Annotated in this window: 21 protein-coding genes and 3 riboswitches; of the genes, 1 reads left to right on the plus strand and 20 read right to left on the minus strand. The window is 38.4% G+C overall.

Annotated features, from left to right (window positions below; translation table 11 throughout):
• Positions 1 to 14 precede the first annotated feature (14 nt).
• The 13 genes from dut to mmgD form a co-directional block, all read right to left on the minus strand.
• On the minus strand, positions 15 to 452 hold the full coding sequence (gene dut / locus ACEVFT_RS15570) for a dUTP diphosphatase (protein ID WP_393950628.1): 438 nt from the start codon (positions 450 to 452) through the stop codon (positions 15 to 17).
• A 12-nt stretch (positions 453 to 464) separates the two neighbouring features.
• Positions 465 to 1,433 carry a class 1b ribonucleoside-diphosphate reductase subunit beta gene (nrdF, locus tag ACEVFT_RS15575; protein ID WP_004229921.1) on the minus strand — a complete coding sequence of 323 codons (969 nt, stop codon included), beginning with the start codon at positions 1,431 to 1,433 and terminating at the stop codon, positions 465 to 467.
• Positions 1,421 to 3,514, minus strand: coding sequence for a class 1b ribonucleoside-diphosphate reductase subunit alpha (gene nrdE, locus ACEVFT_RS15580; RefSeq protein WP_205443574.1), 2,094 nt, complete (start codon positions 3,512 to 3,514; stop codon positions 1,421 to 1,423). Before nrdE ends, nrdF begins: the two co-directional genes overlap by 13 nt.
• The gene (nrdI, locus tag ACEVFT_RS15585; protein ID WP_205443573.1) at positions 3,511 to 3,870 is read right to left on the minus strand and encodes a class Ib ribonucleoside-diphosphate reductase assembly flavoprotein NrdI; all 360 of its coding nucleotides are present in this window, start codon (positions 3,868 to 3,870) and stop codon (positions 3,511 to 3,513) included. Before nrdI ends, nrdE begins: the two co-directional genes overlap by 4 nt.
• A complete protein-coding gene (locus tag ACEVFT_RS15590) occupies positions 3,867 to 4,091 on the minus strand; it encodes a glutaredoxin family protein (RefSeq protein WP_205443572.1) in 225 nt (74 codons plus the stop codon). Before ACEVFT_RS15590 ends, nrdI begins: the two co-directional genes overlap by 4 nt.
• Positions 4,092 to 4,208: 117 nt before the next feature.
• A riboswitch (cobalamin riboswitch) is annotated at positions 4,209 to 4,386 on the minus strand.
• Between the two features lie 300 nt (positions 4,387 to 4,686).
• A complete protein-coding gene (locus ACEVFT_RS15595; protein ID WP_393950629.1) occupies positions 4,687 to 5,346 on the minus strand; it encodes a hypothetical protein in 660 nt (219 codons plus the stop codon).
• A complete protein-coding gene (locus ACEVFT_RS15600; protein ID WP_205443570.1) occupies positions 5,340 to 5,534 on the minus strand; it encodes a hypothetical protein in 195 nt (64 codons plus the stop codon). Before ACEVFT_RS15600 ends, ACEVFT_RS15595 begins: the two co-directional genes overlap by 7 nt.
• Before the next feature lie 202 nt (positions 5,535 to 5,736).
• A riboswitch (cobalamin riboswitch) is annotated at positions 5,737 to 5,925 on the minus strand.
• 124 nt (positions 5,926 to 6,049) lie between these two features.
• Positions 6,050 to 7,114, minus strand: coding sequence for an enoyl-CoA hydratase/isomerase family protein (locus ACEVFT_RS15605; RefSeq protein ID WP_393950630.1), 1,065 nt, complete (start codon positions 7,112 to 7,114; stop codon positions 6,050 to 6,052).
• Between the two features lie 14 nt (positions 7,115 to 7,128).
• Positions 7,129 to 7,914, minus strand: coding sequence for an enoyl-CoA hydratase-related protein (locus ACEVFT_RS15610; protein ID WP_393950631.1), 786 nt, complete (start codon positions 7,912 to 7,914; stop codon positions 7,129 to 7,131).
• 21 nt (positions 7,915 to 7,935) lie between these two features.
• Complete coding sequence (locus tag ACEVFT_RS15615; protein ID WP_393950632.1) at positions 7,936 to 9,594, minus strand: acyl-CoA dehydrogenase family protein; 1,659 nt, start codon at positions 9,592 to 9,594, stop codon at positions 7,936 to 7,938.
• A gap of 42 nt (positions 9,595 to 9,636) precedes the next feature.
• Entirely contained in the window at positions 9,637 to 10,551 is a 915-nt protein-coding gene (gene prpB / locus ACEVFT_RS15620) for a methylisocitrate lyase (protein ID WP_393950633.1), read from the minus strand.
• A gap of 64 nt (positions 10,552 to 10,615) precedes the next feature.
• Positions 10,616 to 12,049 (minus strand): 2-methylcitrate dehydratase, encoded by a 1,434-nt coding sequence (prpD, locus tag ACEVFT_RS15625; RefSeq protein WP_393950634.1) that lies wholly within the window; start codon positions 12,047 to 12,049, stop codon positions 10,616 to 10,618.
• Between the two features lie 98 nt (positions 12,050 to 12,147).
• The gene (gene mmgD / locus ACEVFT_RS15630; RefSeq protein ID WP_393950635.1) at positions 12,148 to 13,269 is read right to left on the minus strand and encodes a citrate synthase; all 1,122 of its coding nucleotides are present in this window, start codon (positions 13,267 to 13,269) and stop codon (positions 12,148 to 12,150) included.
• Positions 13,270 to 13,460: 191 nt separating this feature from the next.
• Positions 13,461 to 13,656: riboswitch (cobalamin riboswitch) on the minus strand.
• A 247-nt stretch (positions 13,657 to 13,903) separates the two neighbouring features.
• On the opposite strand from mmgD, the gene ACEVFT_RS15635 reads away from it, so the two are divergent.
• Positions 13,904 to 14,389 carry an NUDIX hydrolase gene (locus tag ACEVFT_RS15635; protein WP_393950636.1) on the plus strand — a complete coding sequence of 162 codons (486 nt, stop codon included), beginning with the start codon at positions 13,904 to 13,906 and terminating at the stop codon, positions 14,387 to 14,389.
• Positions 14,390 to 14,444: 55 nt separating this feature from the next.
• Here ACEVFT_RS15635 and ACEVFT_RS15640 read toward each other — a convergent pair whose 3' ends face one another.
• The 7 genes from ACEVFT_RS15640 to nikB all read right to left on the minus strand — a co-directional run bounded on the left by ACEVFT_RS15640 (position 14,445) and on the right by nikB (position 19,061).
• Entirely contained in the window at positions 14,445 to 14,726 is a 282-nt protein-coding gene (locus ACEVFT_RS15640; protein WP_393950637.1) for a hypothetical protein, read from the minus strand.
• Between the two features lie 9 nt (positions 14,727 to 14,735).
• On the minus strand, positions 14,736 to 15,122 hold the full coding sequence (locus tag ACEVFT_RS15645; protein WP_205443560.1) for an SHOCT-like domain-containing protein: 387 nt from the start codon (positions 15,120 to 15,122) through the stop codon (positions 14,736 to 14,738).
• Positions 15,123 to 15,135: 13 nt separating this feature from the next.
• A complete protein-coding gene (locus ACEVFT_RS15650; RefSeq protein WP_393950638.1) occupies positions 15,136 to 15,501 on the minus strand; it encodes a DUF2089 domain-containing protein in 366 nt (121 codons plus the stop codon).
• A gap of 190 nt (positions 15,502 to 15,691) precedes the next feature.
• Positions 15,692 to 16,498, minus strand: coding sequence for an ABC transporter ATP-binding protein (locus tag ACEVFT_RS15655; RefSeq protein ID WP_393950640.1), 807 nt, complete (start codon positions 16,496 to 16,498; stop codon positions 15,692 to 15,694).
• Positions 16,499 to 16,508: 10 nt separating this feature from the next.
• Positions 16,509 to 17,282 (minus strand): ABC transporter ATP-binding protein, encoded by a 774-nt coding sequence (locus ACEVFT_RS15660; protein ID WP_393950641.1) that lies wholly within the window; start codon positions 17,280 to 17,282, stop codon positions 16,509 to 16,511.
• 13 nt (positions 17,283 to 17,295) lie between these two features.
• Positions 17,296 to 18,105, minus strand: coding sequence for an ABC transporter permease subunit (locus ACEVFT_RS15665; protein ID WP_393950643.1), 810 nt, complete (start codon positions 18,103 to 18,105; stop codon positions 17,296 to 17,298).
• Between the two features lie 2 nt (positions 18,106 to 18,107).
• The gene (nikB, locus tag ACEVFT_RS15670) at positions 18,108 to 19,061 is read right to left on the minus strand and encodes a nickel ABC transporter permease (RefSeq protein ID WP_342440518.1); all 954 of its coding nucleotides are present in this window, start codon (positions 19,059 to 19,061) and stop codon (positions 18,108 to 18,110) included.
• Between the last annotated feature and the right edge of the window lie 31 nt (positions 19,062 to 19,092).

The following is a 19,092-nucleotide window of genomic DNA, read 5'->3' on the forward strand; positions in this document are numbered from 1 at the left end:
TGTATATAGCCACGCTATTTCGTGCCACTTGCTCCAAATCCAGATGCCCCACGGACCGTTTGAGATAATTCGTCTACTTCCACTAATTGAATGGATGGAACAAATTGAATAACCATTTGGGCAATACGCATGGATTTTTCTACGATAAATGGTTCTTGACCATGGTTGATTAAAATAACGCCGATTTCGCCTCGATAGCCTTCATCTATTGTGCCTGGGCTATTGAGTACAGTTACACTATGCTTTAATGCTAGTCCACTTCTAGGTCGAATTTGTGCTTCCGTTCCCTTAGGTAATTCAATCTGAATACCTGTTTTAACGAGTTTGGCTACGCCTGCTGGGATCTCTATGGCTTCTATGGAATAGAGATCCATGCCCGCATCACCAGGGTTGGCTTGCATTGGTAGCATGGCATCATCGTGAATTTTTTTGATTTTTACTTCTAGATTCATTGTGCTTCATCCTTAACGATTAAAATTAAATGTGTCATCTGTGATTGGCGCAACTTTTGCCTTGGCATAGGTAGCACCCTTTTGTGAAAAGAAATCATATGTGGAGCCTTCATTACGAATACCATTCATCACAATCGGATTGACTTCCTCTTCTGGGAACATGGCTTCGAAGCCGACATTCATTAGTGCTTTATTAGCATTATAACGTACATACGCTCTCACTTCAGGCGATAATCCTGTTTCCGCATAAATATCATCGGTATATTTCATTTCATTTTGATATAAATCTAATAATAGCTCATAGCCCCATAAATGTAGCTCTTCTTGCTTTTCCTTTGAAAATTGCTTGAATAGATTTTGAGCAAAAAATCCAACTGCTACACCATGGATAGATTCGTCGCGCAAAATAAGTGAAATAATTTCAGCACTGTTTCGTAGGAAGCCTTGTCCTCCTAAGTACAATGGATAGAAAAAGCCAGAATAGAAAAGGAAGGATTCGAGCATGACGGATGAGAACATTGCTTTCCATAAACTCTCTGGATTGCCTTCTTCAATACTATTATAAATATCTGCAATTTTATTTGCCTTATACTGTAGGAATTCATTTTTCTTGACCCACTCAAATAGCTCGTCTATTTCTTCATTTGTACAAAGCGTTGTGAAAATATAAGAGTAAGATTTGGCATGGATGGCCTCAAATGCATCAAAAACAGTTAGGACAGCCTTCTCCTGTAAATCGTCTGTATAAGCGGCAACACGATTCATCCCTATATTTGTTTGTACAGTATCTAGTAAGGTTAATCCTGCAAATACTTTTTTATATGTGTCTTGATGCTCAAAGCTTTTCCATTGCTTAATATCTTTACTGACCGCAATTTCTTCAGGAAACCAAATTTGCTTCCATTGCTGATCCCAAAATATTTGGGCAAGCTCACTTGTTGCTTTATTCCAATTGACGGCCTCATAGATTATATTTGACATGCTACACACTCCTCTAAGCTTTGTAATCGTTGACGAACATAGTAAACGGATTTAATGCCCTTTACCCATGCATAAATGTATACTTTAGCCAATTGTTCGGTTGTCCAATTGTCCGTCACATAAAGCGTCATGGAAATACCTTGGTCAACGTGTTTTTGAGAAGCTGCGTATAAATCAATTAAATCATACGGATTTACATCATATGCCTCCACATATAAATGGCTGTTGTCATTTGTTAAATGAGGCATTGGATAAATCGTTCTACTATCAGCATAATCACGAACCTCTACGCGCTCTGTACATGGTGCGATTGAAGCCGTACAGCTACGAATATATGAGATACTGCCAGTTGGAGCAATAGCCAAACGATAGGAATGGAATAGACCGTATTGCATTACATCCTGCTTTAACGTTTCCCACATCTTGTTCGTAATGATTGGAATATTGCCAAGTGCTTTCAACACAACAGGTGATAGCTCTTCTTCAGTCTTAGTTATATATTGGTCAAAATAGCTACCTGATGCATAATCACTGTCCTCAAATCGGTAGAAGGTTGCAGCTTTTTCTTTCGCCATTTCCATCGAAGATTTCAGTGAGTAATAGTTCATCGCTTCCATAAAGTGATCCATGAAATCAATCGAATCTTTTGAGCCGTACAAGATGCCCTCCGTCACGAGATGCCCATGAAGGTTCATACAGCCAAGCCCTACAGAATGCATTAATTGATTGGCTTTTGCAACTGACGGTACATTCTTGATATGTGTCATTTGCGATACATTCGTTAATAAGTGCATGGCTGTATCGACTAATGCGCCGAAATCATTGACTTTACTTGCTGCATGGATATCAATAGACCCTAAGTTACACGATACATCGAGTCCATAGTCATTTGGTTGATCTTGGTCCGTAATGATACTTGTCTCTTGCACTTGCAGAATTTCGGTACATAGATTGGACATTTTTACGCGACCAATGTTTTTTAAAGGATGTACCTTATTGACATTATCATCAAAGATTTCAAACGGATAGCCCGATTCAAATTGTGCTTTTTTCACCTCTGTGTAAAGCTTACGTGCATTCAAACGTTTGATTTTACGAATTTTAGGGTTATCAAGTAGCTCGTAATACATTTCTGAGATGGAGATCTCAGACATACGTTTGCCATATTCTTTATATATATCATATGGGCTAAACAAAACAATATCTTTATCGCGTTTCATCAGTTCGAAGAAAATACTAGGTATAATAATTCCTGTTGAAAGGGTTGCGAGGCGAATTTTATCATCGGCATTCGGTTTTTTGGATGAAATAAAATTTTCTATATCTGCATGAAAAATATTTAAATAAACAACACCAGAGCCATTTCGTTGCCCTAGCTGATTCGAATAACTGAAAGAATTTTCTAACAGTTTCGCAACTGGGATGACACCACTTGCACGATTCAGTATCTCTTTAATTGGATCCCCTAAAGGGCGTAAATCTGTTAAGTTGACCCCAACCCCACCACCAAGGCGTGATAGCTCTAAACAATAGCCAATGTTTTCGGCAATACTATTCATGGAGTCATCCATTGATAATTTAAAGCAGCTTACTAATTCACCACGTGCTTTCTTGCCACTATTCAATGCAGTTGGTGTGGCAGGTTGATAGGCTTCCATCATCGCTTCGACAGAACGTTCTGCTAAAGCTGTGTTGCCTTGAGCTAAATACAAAGCAATAATAACAATACGATCCTCATATTTTTCTAAAATCTCTTCGCCGTCACGACTTTTCATAGCATAGCTATCATAAAACTTGCTGGCGCTCATAAAGGATGGGAAACGGAAATTATAATCATAGGCTTTTTTATACAACTTCTTAATAAATTCCATTTCGTACATGTCGATAAATGCTTTCTCATAGTAGCCCTCATCAACTAAATAGCGGATTTTTTCCTCAATATCTATAAAATAACGCAAACGTACGTTGACATACTCTAAAAAGTAGCGGCGCGTAGCTTCACGATCTTTTTCTAACTCAAGTAATCCAGTTGTACTATAACGATTCAGTACGTCATTATTAAGCTTTAAATAGGTTTTCATCTCATTACCCTCGTTTCATAAAACGTTTGTATTGCTTCATAATCTGTTTGATTGCCTCGTAAATCTAATTTCCTTACTAAGGGTACATGATAGGTAGTAGCAATTTTCTCACCAGCAGCGCCAAATACATGATGGCCAAAGTTACTATTGCCACTGGCAACTACTCCTTTACAAAAATCTCTGTTTTTTTCTAAAAAGCGTTGCACCTTCGCTGGAATGTCACCTAAACCATCTGTGTAGGTAATTAAAAGATACGGCTTATTCAGTCGCAATTCTTCAGAGAGCTCGATAGCTTCTGCCTTTAATTTGGATACAACATTTCGGACATTGCCTGTACGACTTGCATAAACGATCATAGGGTAATCAACTCAATTTGAGAAACAATTTCCTGAACATCTCCTATAAAGGTTTCATTCATTTCTAAAACAGGCACACTTAAAAAACCTGCATCTATAATGGTTTGCTTAGCTTGTTCATCGTGATCAATGTTAACAATTTCTGCTTCAAGTCCTGCACGTTGTAATTCAGATTTTACCCACAGGCATTTTGGACAAATTGTTTTCGTATAAAGTTTCATAGAAATCCCTCTTTTCATAAAATAAAAAGGCTATCTCTTTAAGAGAGATAGCTAAAATGGAAACGTTAACATACTAAAAATACCGACGTTCCCATCTCTTAATCCCCGAAGAAATGATTAATTTGTTTTAGAAAGGCAGGTCTCCTGGCTTTGCTTCATTCTCTGATTTCCTTCCCATGCGCATGCACAGTGGATGCTATCATCGTCAGCTTAACAGTTGCGGGGACAGCGTCGGAATTGTACCGAACTTCCCTTTTAAACTACATATAGTAGTACCTTAGTAAAACGAACACAATATATTGTTGTTGTTCAATAGTTTTAAGTTTACCATCCTTCAAATGAAAAGTAAATCTAGATTCTAAACTTCTTTATTTTTGGATTATTCAGTATTTTTGATTATGTAGTTCGAAATAGATTATCACTAATTACTTATACCTAAACAAAATAGATATTTTAAACGATGTACGAGATTTTCTATTAAATTCTATCTACAGTAAAACTATTCATTTATAGAATGCCTAAAATAATCTTGAATAGCTATGGAAACAGTCTATATTCTGAAGAAAAATAGACTGTTTGACACTACGAACATCTATTAGTGCTTTACAATAAACAGGGCCAATTCCTTATAAAATTCCGGCGTTGCAGCAGAATTTGTATGAAATTGAGGATTATATTTGGATAAAAGCTTATATAATTTAGTTGCAGTTAATAGATTCTGTTCTCTATCGTAAGCCCTAAAACGATCATAGACCTCTTTCACTTTCCCATTTACTGAATGAGAAAAGTAATATTGCACTTCTTTATCCTCTAAGTAGTCTAGTTGCCACTTGTAACATATTAAATTTGTGAGGAAAAACATTTCTAATGCTGGCATTTCCCCACCTTTCATTAGCAATGTCATGCCATAATCAAAGGCATTTTCTAACCATTTCACTCCATGACGGTCCCTGTAAAAACGAATTAATTTTTGTAGACCATGCCCTTGTTCTTTCACAAGATACGAGTGAATATTCGTATTTCCAGCATTTCTTTCCCATTCATCAAGAGAAAATTTATATTTTCTTATCAGTTTCATCCAAAGCTTTTGAAGTTTCTCTTCAGAAATAGCGTGTGTTTGTTTATTCCACTTTAAAAGTTTCTCTAAATATTCTAATACAAAGCATCTCTCTAGCTCAAAATGATCCAAATTACTAAATAGAGTATGTTGATCAATATCAATGCTATCCTCTAAAATTTTTTCATCTATCAGCATTCTATTGCCCCGACTAACTCACGTTTTATATTTAAATAGGCATAATTAATATTTTTGTAATCATCAGGATTTTCTTGTATTAATATTTTGATATAAACTTGTAGGGAAATCATGTGCTCACTAGAAAGGTTGTTCATTATTTGCTGCTTTAACTGATTTTCATAAAATAAAATTGAATGTGATGTCATCTTGTTCACTCCTATTCGTTCATAAAAAAAACATCTTTCCCCTTAGGTAAGATGCTAGCTATGACTTAAATACTACATAGTTCTTCAACCAATATAAAATAAGTCGTCTATACTGAATAGAGACCCTTTTCTTGGTTGTCGCACTATGAGTATGATGAAGGTAATTCGTCACACTCAACACCCCCTATCCTCGTAGGTTTTTTGGCTGTACTAGACAAAGGCAGGTCTCCTGGCTTATGATCATCACACATTTTCCCTTCCCATTACATGACATAACAGTGGCTTTGAAAATGTACTCCGAATTACAGTTGCGGGACAGCGCCGGATTTTCACCGAACTTCCCTTTTAAACAAACTCATTATGAATTTGTACCTTTATCCTGTTATTCCGTTTTTTATAGTATAACATATCAATCTCTTTGCTAACTTACTTCGCACATCACTACAAACAAGAAACCATCTACCTTTTAAATAGTAGATGGTTTCAACGTTTATCAATAGAAAATCCACTTGTTTTTACTTTTTTACTGTCGCATTACGATCTTGAAAGAAATTTTCTAGGTCTTTATCTGTAAATTCATTGAATGTTTGATAGGTATACTGTGGATTTCGGTCCTTATCAATGACGACAGAGCGTACACCTTCAAAGAAATCCTCATGTCTTAAAAAGTTTTTAGCCAAGATTAAATCTGTCGCAAAGCATTCCTCTAATGTCTTATCTTGAGCATCTATCAGTTGCTTTAACGTAATCTTTAACGATGATGGAGATTTAGATAGAAGGAACTGCTTTGTTTCTTGCGCAAATTTACTTGGATCATTGTCTAAGGATTCAACTATCTCTTCCACAGTATATTTTGAAAAATGCTGATCGATCTTATGTTGGAGGTGGGCAAGATCACTGTTTGTTAAAGGTGTACTTGAATAGTCCGCCATTAATTGGCCTAGAGCTGTGCTGGTCTCCAATGTATGCCAGTCTAATTGATCAATGCGCGCTAGGAAAGTGTCTAACTGATCGCTTGTCATGTAGCAATCTGCGCCATTGGCAAAGAGAACATCCGCAGCTTGGATGACCGATGCAGTTAAGGCTAAGTAGTATCCTACATAGCCTGGTGCTTGATTTAAGAAATAGCCTGCTCCAACATCCGGAAAGAAGCCAATATTCATTTCTGGCATAGCCCATTTCGTTCGTTCAGTAACGATTCGGTGGCTTGCCCCATAGGTTAACCCGACCCCACCTCCCATGACAATGCCATCAAGGCAGGCAATAATGGGCTTAGGGTAGTGGTAGATCGCCATATCTACTTGATATTCTTCTTCAAAAAAGATTTCAGCATTTTTGAAAGCTTCCTGACTGGAGCGAGCTTTATAAAGTGTTTTAATGTCACCACCTGCGCAAAATCCCTTCTCACCAGCTCCTTTTAGGATGATTAGCTGAATTTGGTCATTTGCTTGCCATTCCTTCAGTTTCTCTCCGATGGGCTTTAGCATTTCAGTAGAAAGTGAATTTAAGGCTTTAGGACGATTTAGTGTAATGGTTGCTGCACCGCCATCACTGACAGAAAATAGTACTTCGTTCGTCATATCGATTCCCTCCTTTAAGAATGTTTAAAGTCTGGCTGTCTTTTTTCAATAAATGCCTGAACTCCTTCTTTAGCATCCTCTGTTAAAAACAACTCTGCAAAACGTGTTCGTTCAAGTTCTAGCCCATTTTGGAGATGATCTTTGCCGCCCTGTATGACACATTCAATTGTACGGGACACACTTGTCATACTTTTACCCTCAACAAAGGACTGCGCAATCGCTTTTGCAGTTGGCAGAAGCTCCTCTGGTTCTGTCACCAGTTGAATAATGCCTAATCGTAGTGCCTCGTTGGCACTTAGTTGTTTACTTGTTAAAATCAATTGTAGTGCCTTTGCTTGCCCCGTGATTCTGCTCAATCGTTGAGTCCCCCCGAATGTCGGCAATAAGCCAAGCTTTAATTCTGGTAAACCAACAATGGCATTATTTGATGCAATTCTGAAATGACAGCCTAATGCTAACTCTAATCCTCCTCCAAGAGCTGGACCATTAATAGCAGCAATAACAGGCTTTTTCATGGCTTCAATCTCATCACATAGTGCTTGACCTATCTCAGCCATCTGCAATGCTTTTTCCTGTTGCCCAAAGGTAGAAACAAATTCTTTAATATCTGCACCAGCGGCAAAAAATCGTCCAGAGCCTGTCATAATGATAGCATTCGTTTGTTCGTCCACAGCTAACTCTTTGAGAATGAGTCGAAGATTTTCAATCGATGCGGATGATAAAGTATTTGCTGGTGGATGATCTAAATGAATGATCGTGATGGCACCTTCCTTGCTTACATTGGCAAAAGTATCGACCATTATCGTTTCCCTCCTATTTAATTAACTTATCGATTTTGGATTGTTAATAATACTTCTAGCAATCTCTCGCTTTTTCATAAAGAGATTTTGATGAAGTGGGATGTTTAGTTGTGGAATAGCATCTAGCCATATTTTTCGCTTTTGTTCATTTGTTTCAGCAGCACAAATAATATCAATTGTACTTTTTTCTATTCTACGGTAGCCTTCCTGACAGATGATATCAGTCATCAAGTGTTTCGTTTTTTCATTTACGTTTTTTTCAGTTCTCAGTAAAGAAGCTTCCATAACATAAAAATCCTTTGCTATATCAGCCAACAGACGCATGTATTCCTGCTCTTGTTCCAAATGGATCTGTGCGTCTGTAATGACAGTAAAAGCTACTTGCCTTAAATAGTTGGAAAGCTGGATGTATTGCTGATTTATTTCAGCTGTCTTATAGGCTTCAGGCGCATTATACGTAGAAGGTGCGAGTGTATATTTTTTATATAACATTTTCGCAATGGTTAAACGATTGATTTCGTTTGTCCCTTCAAAAATACGGCTAATCCTCGCATCACGATACAATCGTTCTACCTCATAATCTTGCATATAGCCATAGCCACCATGTATTTGTACAGCTTCATCTACAATTTTGCCAAGGGCTTCTGAGCAATTAACTTTATTAAGGGCGCATTCCAAAGCGAAATCGGCTATTTTATGAACCATCGACTCTTTACTAGCTAACTCAATCGCATCATCCATTTCTCCAGCTGTCCGATAGGCAGCACTTTCAGCCCCATATATCGAAATGGCCATGTCCGCTAGCTTTTCCTGTATCATAGTAAAATCAACAATTGGCTTGTGAAATTGCTTCCGTTCCTTCCCGTAATTCACAGCTAATTGTAGAGCCTGTTTGGCAGTGCCAATGTTGGAGAAAGCTAGCTTTAGACGTGCCATATTCAATATATTCATCGCCACTTTATGGCCTTTTCCAACCTCGCCAAGTACATTATCCCTCGGTACGCTAACATCTTCTAATATAAGGGTAGCCGTCGAAGATCCCTTAATGCCCATCTTCTCTTCTTCCTGTCCCACAGATACCCCTGTAAAGGTACGCTCTACAATGAAAGCAGTCATGCCTTCACTTGTTTTGGCAAAAACAACAAAGATATCTGCTAGCTGCGCATTGGTAATCCATTGCTTTTCACCGTTTAAGATCCATGCAGAGCCATCTCCATTTAAAATCGCATTTGTTTTGGGATGTAATGCATCTGAACCTGCGTCTGGCTCAGTCAGTGCGTAGGCTCCAATCCATTCACCTGAGGCCAACTTTGGTAAGTATCTGTGCTTTTGTGACGCATCTCCAAAATAGACATAGGGCAATGTGCCGACTCCTGCATGAATATTGTAAGAGACACTAAATGAGCCGCCATAGCCCATTTTTTCTGCAACGAGCCCTGAAATTTTTTTATTGAGTGCCAGCCCCCCATAGTCTTCGGGTATCTCAATGGCTAGTAAACCAAGGTCACCTGCTTTTTGAAATAACTGACGAGTAACTTCATATTGATGCTTTTCAATAGCTGTAGTATTAGGTGAGACATCCTGTTTAATGAAGAGCTCTGCCGTTTTTGCGATAAGCTCTTCCTCATCTTGAAAGTCCTCTGGTGTAAAGATGGTCATTTTGTCCTCTAGTTTATCCATACTAGCCCTCCTTGAAAGAAAAGGAGAAAAACAACTTTTCTCCTACTTTATTTCCTCTTTCGGTAAGATGGTTTTCGCCAACTCACTATCTAAATCTTCAAATTTGTAATAGGAAATGGTTTCATATAATTCACTTCTCGTTTGCATATCCTCAATAGCATCTTTCTGAGTTCCTGTGTTTTTTATTAAGGTAAACACTTGCTCATAGGCTTTGGCTGCAACTCTCATGGATGTAACGGGATAAATCACCATCGAATAGCCCATTTTTTCAAACTCCTTAGCGGTATAATAAGGCGTTTGTCCAAATTCAGTCATATTAGCTAATAAGGGAGCATCCAGCTCACGGGCAAATTGTTTAAACTCTTTTTCTGTTTGTAACGCCTCTGGAAAAATAGCATCTGCCCCAGCTGCTACATAGGCTTTAGCTCTTAAGATAGCCTGTTCTAAGCCCTCTACAGACCTCGCATCTGTGCGGGCAACAATCACTAAAGTAGGGGCTATTTGCTTAATCATCTTTATTTTTTGTATCATTTCCTCCTGGGAAACAAGCGTTTTTCCATTCAAGTGACCACATTTTTTTGGAAGATTTTGATCTTCTAGCTGTACAGCAGCAACCCCTGCCTCTATCATTTCACGCGCTGTACGGGCAACGTTTAGTACACCACCGAAGCCAGTATCGATATCCACGAGCATTGGTAAATTCGTAGCACGAATAATATCGTTCGCTCGCTGCGCCACTTCATTGGAATAAATCATTCCTAAATCAGGTAAGCCTCTGCTGGCCGTGTAGGCAGCTCCAGAAAGATACAATGCCTCAAAGCCAACTTTTTTAGCCATTAAACCTGCCATTGCATCATGAGCGCCTGGTATTTGCAAAATCGTTGAACGATTAATGAGCGCTTGAAATTGCTCAGCCAGTTGTTTTTGTGTTATCGCTTCATTTACAATCCACGCCATCTATAAAAACCCCCTAATAATCAATGATGCCTCGCCATAAGTACGTCCAGAATCGCCTAGAAAGTTAAACAAATAAATTAACAAATTCATGGACGGCACTATTTTCAAGAAGCTCTTGATTAGCACAAACCTCATTAATTTTACGTAATTGTTTTTGTGAATAATGGGTACTGATGTTTTGCTGGAATTTATCAATGATTTGAGGGAATGCTTCCTCACGACGGAAACGGTGTCCTAAAGGATATTCACACTCAATAAGCTCAGATGATGTGCCGTCGTTGTAATAAACTTGAACAGCATTGGCAATCGAACGTTTTTCAGGATCTAGGTAATCGATTGTATATTGAGCGTTTTCCACAATCACCATTTTATTTCTTAACTCATCGATACGAGGATCTGCTGCCACATCATCTTCATAGTGATTTGCAATAATATCACCAAAGATAAGTCCGATAGCTGTAATATATTGAAGGCAGTGATCGCGATCAGCTGGATTAAGAAGAGGCCCTTCTTTATCAATAATTCGTATTGCTGATTCATGTGTCGTAATTTGAATGCGTTCAATGTCCTGTAAACGATTTTTCACTTCATGGTGTAAATGAACGGCACATTCAGCAGCTGTTTGTGCATGGAATTCAGCTGGATAAGAAACCTTGAATAGTACATTTTCCATCACATAAGATGTCAGTGGTCTAGCAAGCTTTAATTCTTGTTTATTAAAGAGAACGTCTTGGAATCCCCAGCCTGGTGCAGATAAGGCCGTTGCGTAGCCCATTTCACCTTTTACAGCCATCATCGCTAACTGCACTGCTCTACTTGTTGCATCACCAGCAGCCCATGATTTTCTAGAACCTGTATTCGGTGCATGGCGATATGTTCGTAGGCTTGAATTATCAATCCAGGCATTGGACAATGCATTGACAATTTCCTGATGCGTGCCTCCTAATGCCTTTGTCACAACAGCTGTTGTTGCAATTTTGACAAACAGAACATGATCTAGCCCAACACGATTTAAGCTATTTTCTAGTGCTAAAATCCCTTGTATTTCATGTGCTTGAATCATCATTTCTAAAACATCTTTCACTTTAAGAGGCGCCTTCCCCTCTACCACACGCACGCGACTTAAATAATCTGCCACAGCTAATATGCCACCTAAATTATCAGATGGATGCCCCCATTCAGCCGCAAGCCAAGTATCGTTGTAATCTAACCAACGAATCATACACCCGATATTAAAAGCGCCTTTTACTGGATCAAGAACATAAGAAGTTCCAGGAACACGTGTACCATTAGGAACGACTGTGCCTGGTACTACTGGACCAAGAAGCTTCGTGCATTCAGGATATTGTAAGGCCAAAATGCCACAGCCTAAAGTATCCAATAGAACATAGCGTGCCGTTTCGTATGCCTCTTCACTTGTAATCTTTGTATTTAGTACATAATCCGCAATATCTGTAAGTAATTGATCTGTCTTCGTTATGTCATTTGTTTTAATCATCTATATCTTCCTTTCAAGGCTTAAGTTTGATATACTAGTATGCTGATGGGCATTGGTCAGAATGCCCATTAGCTTTATGGCGAGTTGTTAAAACTTGATTATACCGACAATTTTTCAAGGTTATGACGCTCGCCAATATAATTGACACGAGGTCTAAATAATCGATTATTGTCATGCTGCTCAATCACATGGGCACATAAGCCAATTGTTCGTGAGCCAAAGAAGATTGGCGTATAGATTTCAATCGGCAAACCAAGCATGTAGTACACGGGTGCTGCATAATAATCTAAATTTGGATACAACCCTTTCTCCTGTACCATCACTTTTTCACCAGCTTCACACATGTGATATAAGCGATCATCCCCTTGCTCCAAACATAATTTGTGCAAGGCTTCTTTCATAATTTGCGCTCTTGGGTCCATCTTTTTCATATAGACACGGTGGCCAAAGCCCATAATCTTTTCTTTACTTTGTAGCTTGTTTTTCAACAATGCTTCAAAGCCTTCTACTGTTTTGGCTTCAAGAAGCATGTACATGACTGCCTCGTTAGCCCCTCCATGTAAATTCCCTTTCAACGATGCGACAGCTCCCGTTAAAGCGCCATACAAATCAGATTGTGTAGAAGCAATGACACGAGCTGCAAATGTCGAATTTGGCATCTCATGCTCACTATATAAAACGAGTGACTGATCAAAAATTTCTTCTTCTAACGCAGTTGGCTTTCTGCCCGTAATCATGTAATAAAAATTGGCACTATAGGAAAGTTGACTATCCGGCTCGACAGCTTCTTGTCCATTTAATACACGATAGCTATTTGCTACGATGTTGGGCATACCACCTAAAAGTCTATATGCTCGCGATAAATTCATTTCAGTCGAACGATCATTGATGTGCTGATCAAAGCCTGCTAAAACGGAAATTCCTGTTCTAAGCCCATCCATCGCATGTGTTTCATTGGGCAATAGCTTAAAAATTTGAAATAGTTCTTGTGGAACCTGATAATGAGCTTTCAATTTGTCCTGTAGATCAGCCTGTTGCTCGGTAGTTGGTATTTCTCCATGCAGCAATAAGTAAACAATATCTAAATACGAATATCGCTGAGATAATTCAATCAAGTCATAACCTCGAATAACTATTTGACTTCCTACAGTGTCTAAAAAAGATAGCTTTGTTTCAGCGGCAATGATTCCATCAAGACCTGGTGAATAATTTAACTCCATTTAATGACAGCCCCTTTGTTTAATTATTCTTGTAAGCGTTACCATTCAAACACGACAGAACAACAAAAAAACAACTCCTATCCCTTTCTAGAAGTTGTTAATCTACAAAAGCATGACAGACCAAAAAAACAGTGAATTTACATGAATTCACAATCATGCAGTAGCTAACACCTCCCTATCCTCGTAGGTCAATTGATGCTTTTTTCGTGGCAGGTCTCCTGACTTATGATCAACGCTCCCATAACACCTTCCCATTTTGACAAACAAAACAGTGGCTTTGTTTTCGAGCTCCTAAATACAGTTGCGGGACAGTGTTGGACTCTCACCAACTTCCCTTTTAATCAAATAGAATCAACTCCCATTTGAACCACCAAAATTTAGCATATTCAATTTGTCTTTTTACCTTAACATAGAGTTTTCAAAACAATCAATATAGGTAAAATTCAGAAAAGACTGATTATAAAAAGCTATTTTTCATCTTTGATGAACTATTCTGCGTTTTTTAGCAATATTTTGTACAAAAAAAGATTGTGCATCTATCCCAATACATCCAATTTTAAGCATCACAAGGAAAATAGAGGTTTTTAAAGGAAGAAAGGCGAATCGTTATTTATGATCTATAGGAGGAGCTAATATGGGGTATATTACAGAATTAAGGAAACACATCGGTAGTAGACCAATTATCAGTATTGGGGCGACCATTCTTGTGGTTAACGATGACAAGCAAATTCTCTTTCAACATCGATCAGATACGTTGGATTGGGGATTACCTGGCGGTGCATTGGAACTAGGCGAAACGTTAGAAGAAGCTGCTGCTCGTGAGCTTCATGAAGAAACAGGACTTGTAGCGAATGAATTTGACTTGGTGGGTGTTTTTTCAGGGCCAGATTATTATTTCCGATATCCAAATGGGGATGAAGTCTATACAGTTATTCATCTTTATATTGCGAAAAATGTAAGGGGTATATTGGAGATAAAGGATGATGAGAGCTTGAAACTTACCTATTTCAGTAAAAATGAGCTACCAGATCAACTTGAGAAAAGAACGAAACTGCTATTAAACAATCTGGAAGATACATTGTGGGATTTCGATAGTTCTTTTGCAAAGGATATTCTTTAAATAACAAAGAGCATGCTTTTTATTCAAACATGCTCTAATCATTCTTTGTTGGGTATTATAGTCTAACCTTAACCTCAGTCCCGTCCTGAGCTTTGACATCGACTAGCACGAGCCCTTTATAATTTTGTAGTTCCTTGATAATCGGCTTGAGCATTTCTTTGTCGATGAGCGGAAAGGTAAAGTCTATTTTCTTTTGATCGAAGTATGCCTTTGTCCACTTATTGACTTGTTGCTGAATCCATTTGGAAGTTACAATGGAGAGGACAATGGTTAGCACAGCATAGGGAACAGGGACGGTAAAGCGAACGTCTTTTGCTTTCACTTTTACATGCATCATTCGTCGCCTCTATTCAATGAAGACTGCAACGGTATCTCCGTTTGCCGATTTTATATCTACAATTTGTCCATCTAGTTCATTTTCGATCGCTTCAAGAAGAAGATTGATGTCGATATCTTTCACGTATTTTTCCGATTGTGGAATACTCGCTGCGATGCTGTGTCCAGCCATGAGTACGGCTTTGACAAGTTTAATCGGCAAATTCACCGTGACATTATCATTTTCGGTGGATACAACACGGACCTTTAATGTTTTATCTAAATACTTTGTTTTTTCCACAAACTTGTTTCCTGATTCCTCTTTCTGTTGTAACACTTGAATCAGCTCTGAACCTTTATCCGCATCAATTTTCCCCTCTTGAATCATGGTTAACACTTTTGTAATTTCCTCTTTCATGGTCCATTCCTCCCTATTCGTCTTTTAAAAGCTTTATGGCTTCATCCGTTGTGATTTCGCCATTTTCCAACATGCTTACAATTTTTTTCTCGTCTATTTCATTTTTCTTCTTTTGAGCATAGCCAAGGGATGAAATAATGTCGTTTAGCTTGCCTCGAACTGTTGGATACGAAACCCCCAGTTCCTTTTCAACCTCTTTAATGTTTCCTCGACAGGTTAAAAATACTTCCACAAAATGAAGCTGATCGTTTGATAAAGATGCGAGCTTAGATAATTCAAATTCATTTTCAATCGTCGTGTGACAATGAGAACACTGTAACTTGGTAATTTTCAAAGTTTTACTGCAGACAGGGCAATTTGTGATTACTTGATAAGCCATAGTGAACTCCTTCCTTTAAGTTAAGTTGATTATATAACAAAGAATTTAAAGAAGTAAATAATAAAAATTAATTATTTGAATCAAAATATAAATAAAGTTAATTTTATAATTGATATTATTAATTTTATTTCTGTATTGCTTTAATAATTAAGAAAACCCCATTTTGAATTTTTCAAAATGGAGTTTCTGTTTAATTTGGTCTATCCTTCTTTTTTCTTTCTCGCGGGTGTGATGGCAAAATAGCATTGTATAATTCTTGTGAAGCGGGATGCTGATATACTCCATCCTTCCCAATCTCCTCCACGAGCTGGCCATGCTGCATCACTAGGATGCGATCTGACATAAAACGTGTGGCTTGTAAATCATGTGAAATGAATATATAAGCAAGCTGTAGCTCTTTTTGCAGTGATTGTAATAGTTCTATAATCGTCTTTTGCAAAATCATATCAAGACTACTAATGGCTTCATCTAAAACAATCAGTTTCGGCTTTAATGCAAGAGCTCTAGCGATGTTGACTCGTTGCTGCTGTCCCCCACTTAGCTGTGAGGGATAGTTTTGAGCCATTGCCCACTCTAACTCTACACAGTCTAGTAATTCCCTTACTTTCTGTTGTCGCTCTGCTTTGCTAAAATGCTCGAAATTCAAAAACGGTTCTTCGAGTATTTCGAAAATCGTCTGTTTTGGATTAAATGAATGATAGCTATTTTGAAAAACAGCCTGTAAATTTCTTCGTATCATTTTTTTCTCTTTGCTGGGTGCTTCGTATAAATTGACACCTTGAAAGAGCAGCTCTCCGTTTGTTGGTCGTTCAATCCCTAAAATAATGCGTCCTAATGTGCTTTTTCCAGAACCACTTTGACCGACGATTCCCAGACATTCGCCCTTCTGAAGTGAGAATGACACCTTTTGTAATACAGGAATTTTTTGTCCTCGTTGAAATAGGGCTGGTCTTTGAGCATAATGCATGTCTATATTTTTCACGTCTAGCAGCGTCATTTTTTCACCTCTAAAATAGCATTCTTGCTTGTAAAAGCTTCTTTGTATAGGGATGCTGAGGCGCATCAAAAAAACCAAAAACATTCGTTTGCTCAATGATTTCTCCTTGATACATCACAGCCACATCGTCAGCAAGTTCAGCAATGACACCTAAATCATGCGTGACAAGGAGTATGGCTGCATCTGTTTCTGAGCGAATACAATCAAAAAGTGTTAATACTTGTTTTTGATTGATAGTATCAAGAGCAGTCGTAGGTTCATCTGCAATGTAGAGAGAGGCTTGTATCGCCAATGACAGGGCAATCATCACGCGCTGTAGCATGCCTCCACTTAACTGAAAAGGATAGTAGGACAAAAGCTGCTCTGGATGAGGTAAATGGACTTTATTCAGAGCATCAAGGGCAATCTGTCTCATTTCCTTTTTGGTCAGCTTAAAGTGTGCTTTTAATGTTTCTCGAAAATGACTTTCAATCGTTTGAATACGATCGAATGCAGTAGATGGGTTTTGCAAAATCATCGAAAGATGCCGGCCACGATAAGTTCTCAATTTAGCAGCTGAAACGTTCAATAAATTTTCTTGCTGATAGAGTACTTCACCTTGGGTGACTTGTGCTAAGGACGGTAATGTTTGCATGATGGCATGGCAAAGCATGGTCTTTCCACTGCCACTTTCCCCTATAATTCCTAAGACTCTCCCTTTATAAGCTGTCAGATTGATAGAGGTTAATATATTTTTCTCCCCCATTTTGACTGTGAGGTCTTTCACTTCTAAAACTTTCTCCATAACTTCCCCTTTACTAGTCAAGCTTTTTTAAACGATTTGCTAACTGATTAAACAATAAAACAACAAGGATGATGGCAAGTCCAGGATAAAGCATTAATTCAGGATGCTGCCGCATGTAGTGCTTCCCTTCATTGATCATCATGCCCCATTCTGGAATCGGTGCCTGCACGCCAAGTCCGATAAAGGAAAAGCCCGCAATTTCTAAAATCACCTTCCCGATATCTAATGCAACAATCGTGACAATAGATGGCAATATATTGGGTATATAATGGCGTCTAATTAATTGGATACCTGTAGTGCCTGAAATCCTTGCAGCTTGAACAAAGTCTTTCTCATTCATACCGATACACAAACTTCGGACCATTCTTGCATAATAAATAAGCTGTGTAAAAATGAGTGCTATTATAACATTTTTTAAGCTAGGGCCTAATATACCTAACAGTCCAAATGCAAGTACCAGTGTTGGAAAGGCTAATAAAATATCACATAGTCGAATAAAAAGAAAATCGATTAAGCCCCTTTTTAACGCTACAAAAGCACCTAGTAGGATAGCTAAAACAATGGCAACTAGCTGAATGACGAGCGCTGATCCTAATGAATAACGAATACCTAAAAGGAGGCGTGACAAGATACACCTTCCTAAATGATCTGTACCTAATGGATAGTCCCAAGACGGAACCGAAAATTTCTTAGCTATATCGACAGCTAAAGGGTCATGTGGCATTAAAATTGGCGCAAATAGCCCCGACAAGCCAATGATAACAAGGAGCGATAGACTAATGAATCCTATCAAATTGCCACTTTTTGTTCGTACGAAGTTCATTTTTAATCTCTCCTGCCCTTCATCATTAGATGAGGGTCCAATAAACGATGCAATATATCTGTGCATAAATTGGCAAGCACATAGATAACAGCGATAATTAATACATAGCATTGTACAACTGGGTAATCCCTGTTCATAATGGATTCGATTAAGTACCTGCCGAGTCCTGGCCAGCTAAAAACCTGCTCCACAATGACGGCTCCACCTAGTAGATTCCCAAGGGTCATGCCTAACAGGGATGTCAATGGAATAGCAGCATTTCGCAACACATGACGGATAAGAATCACAGAGCTTTTTAATCCTCTTAACTGTGCATATTGAACATATTGCTGCTGTAATTCTTCTAGGATGGTTGAACGGATAAATTGAACGAACAAGCCAATTGTTGGTAAAGCCAGTGTGAATGCGGGTAAAACCAAATGAGATAGTGTGCCCTTCCCATTTGTCGGAAAGAATCCTAATTTCAAGCTAAATAAATAGAGTAGTAGGAAACCTAGCCAAAAGGTTGGAATCGACACACTCAGGATGGTAAAGAATCGAATGATTTTATCGATGATGGTGTGCTTATACAATGCGCTTATCACCCCGAATGGGATACTTAGCCCTAAAATAAGGACAAACGCAGCAATCGCTAATTCAATGGTTGCGGGTAATTTCGCAAATAGCTCATGTGCCACGGGTAATTTACTAACAAAAGATGTGCCGAAATCTAGCTGTAATACGCCTTTTCCCCATAGTAAATATTGAAGAAGAAACGACTTGTCCGTCCCTAGTTCTTCACGTAATGCCTGAATGGCTTCCTCTGTTGGCGCAACTCTTGCCAAACGTAGTATGACTTCAGCAGGCTCTACTGGAACGAAACGAATAAATACAAAGGTTAGGATGGAAACGCCTAATAAGACAAAGGGCAAAGTCAAAATTCTTTTTAAACAAAACATCCATGTCGACTCATACATGCTGTCACTTCCTACTCAATCCTATGATAAA

The sequence above is a fragment of the Lysinibacillus sp. PWR01 genome, assembly GCF_043359455.1.
Lineage (GTDB): Bacteria > Bacillota > Bacilli > Bacillales_A > Planococcaceae > Lysinibacillus > Lysinibacillus fusiformis_F.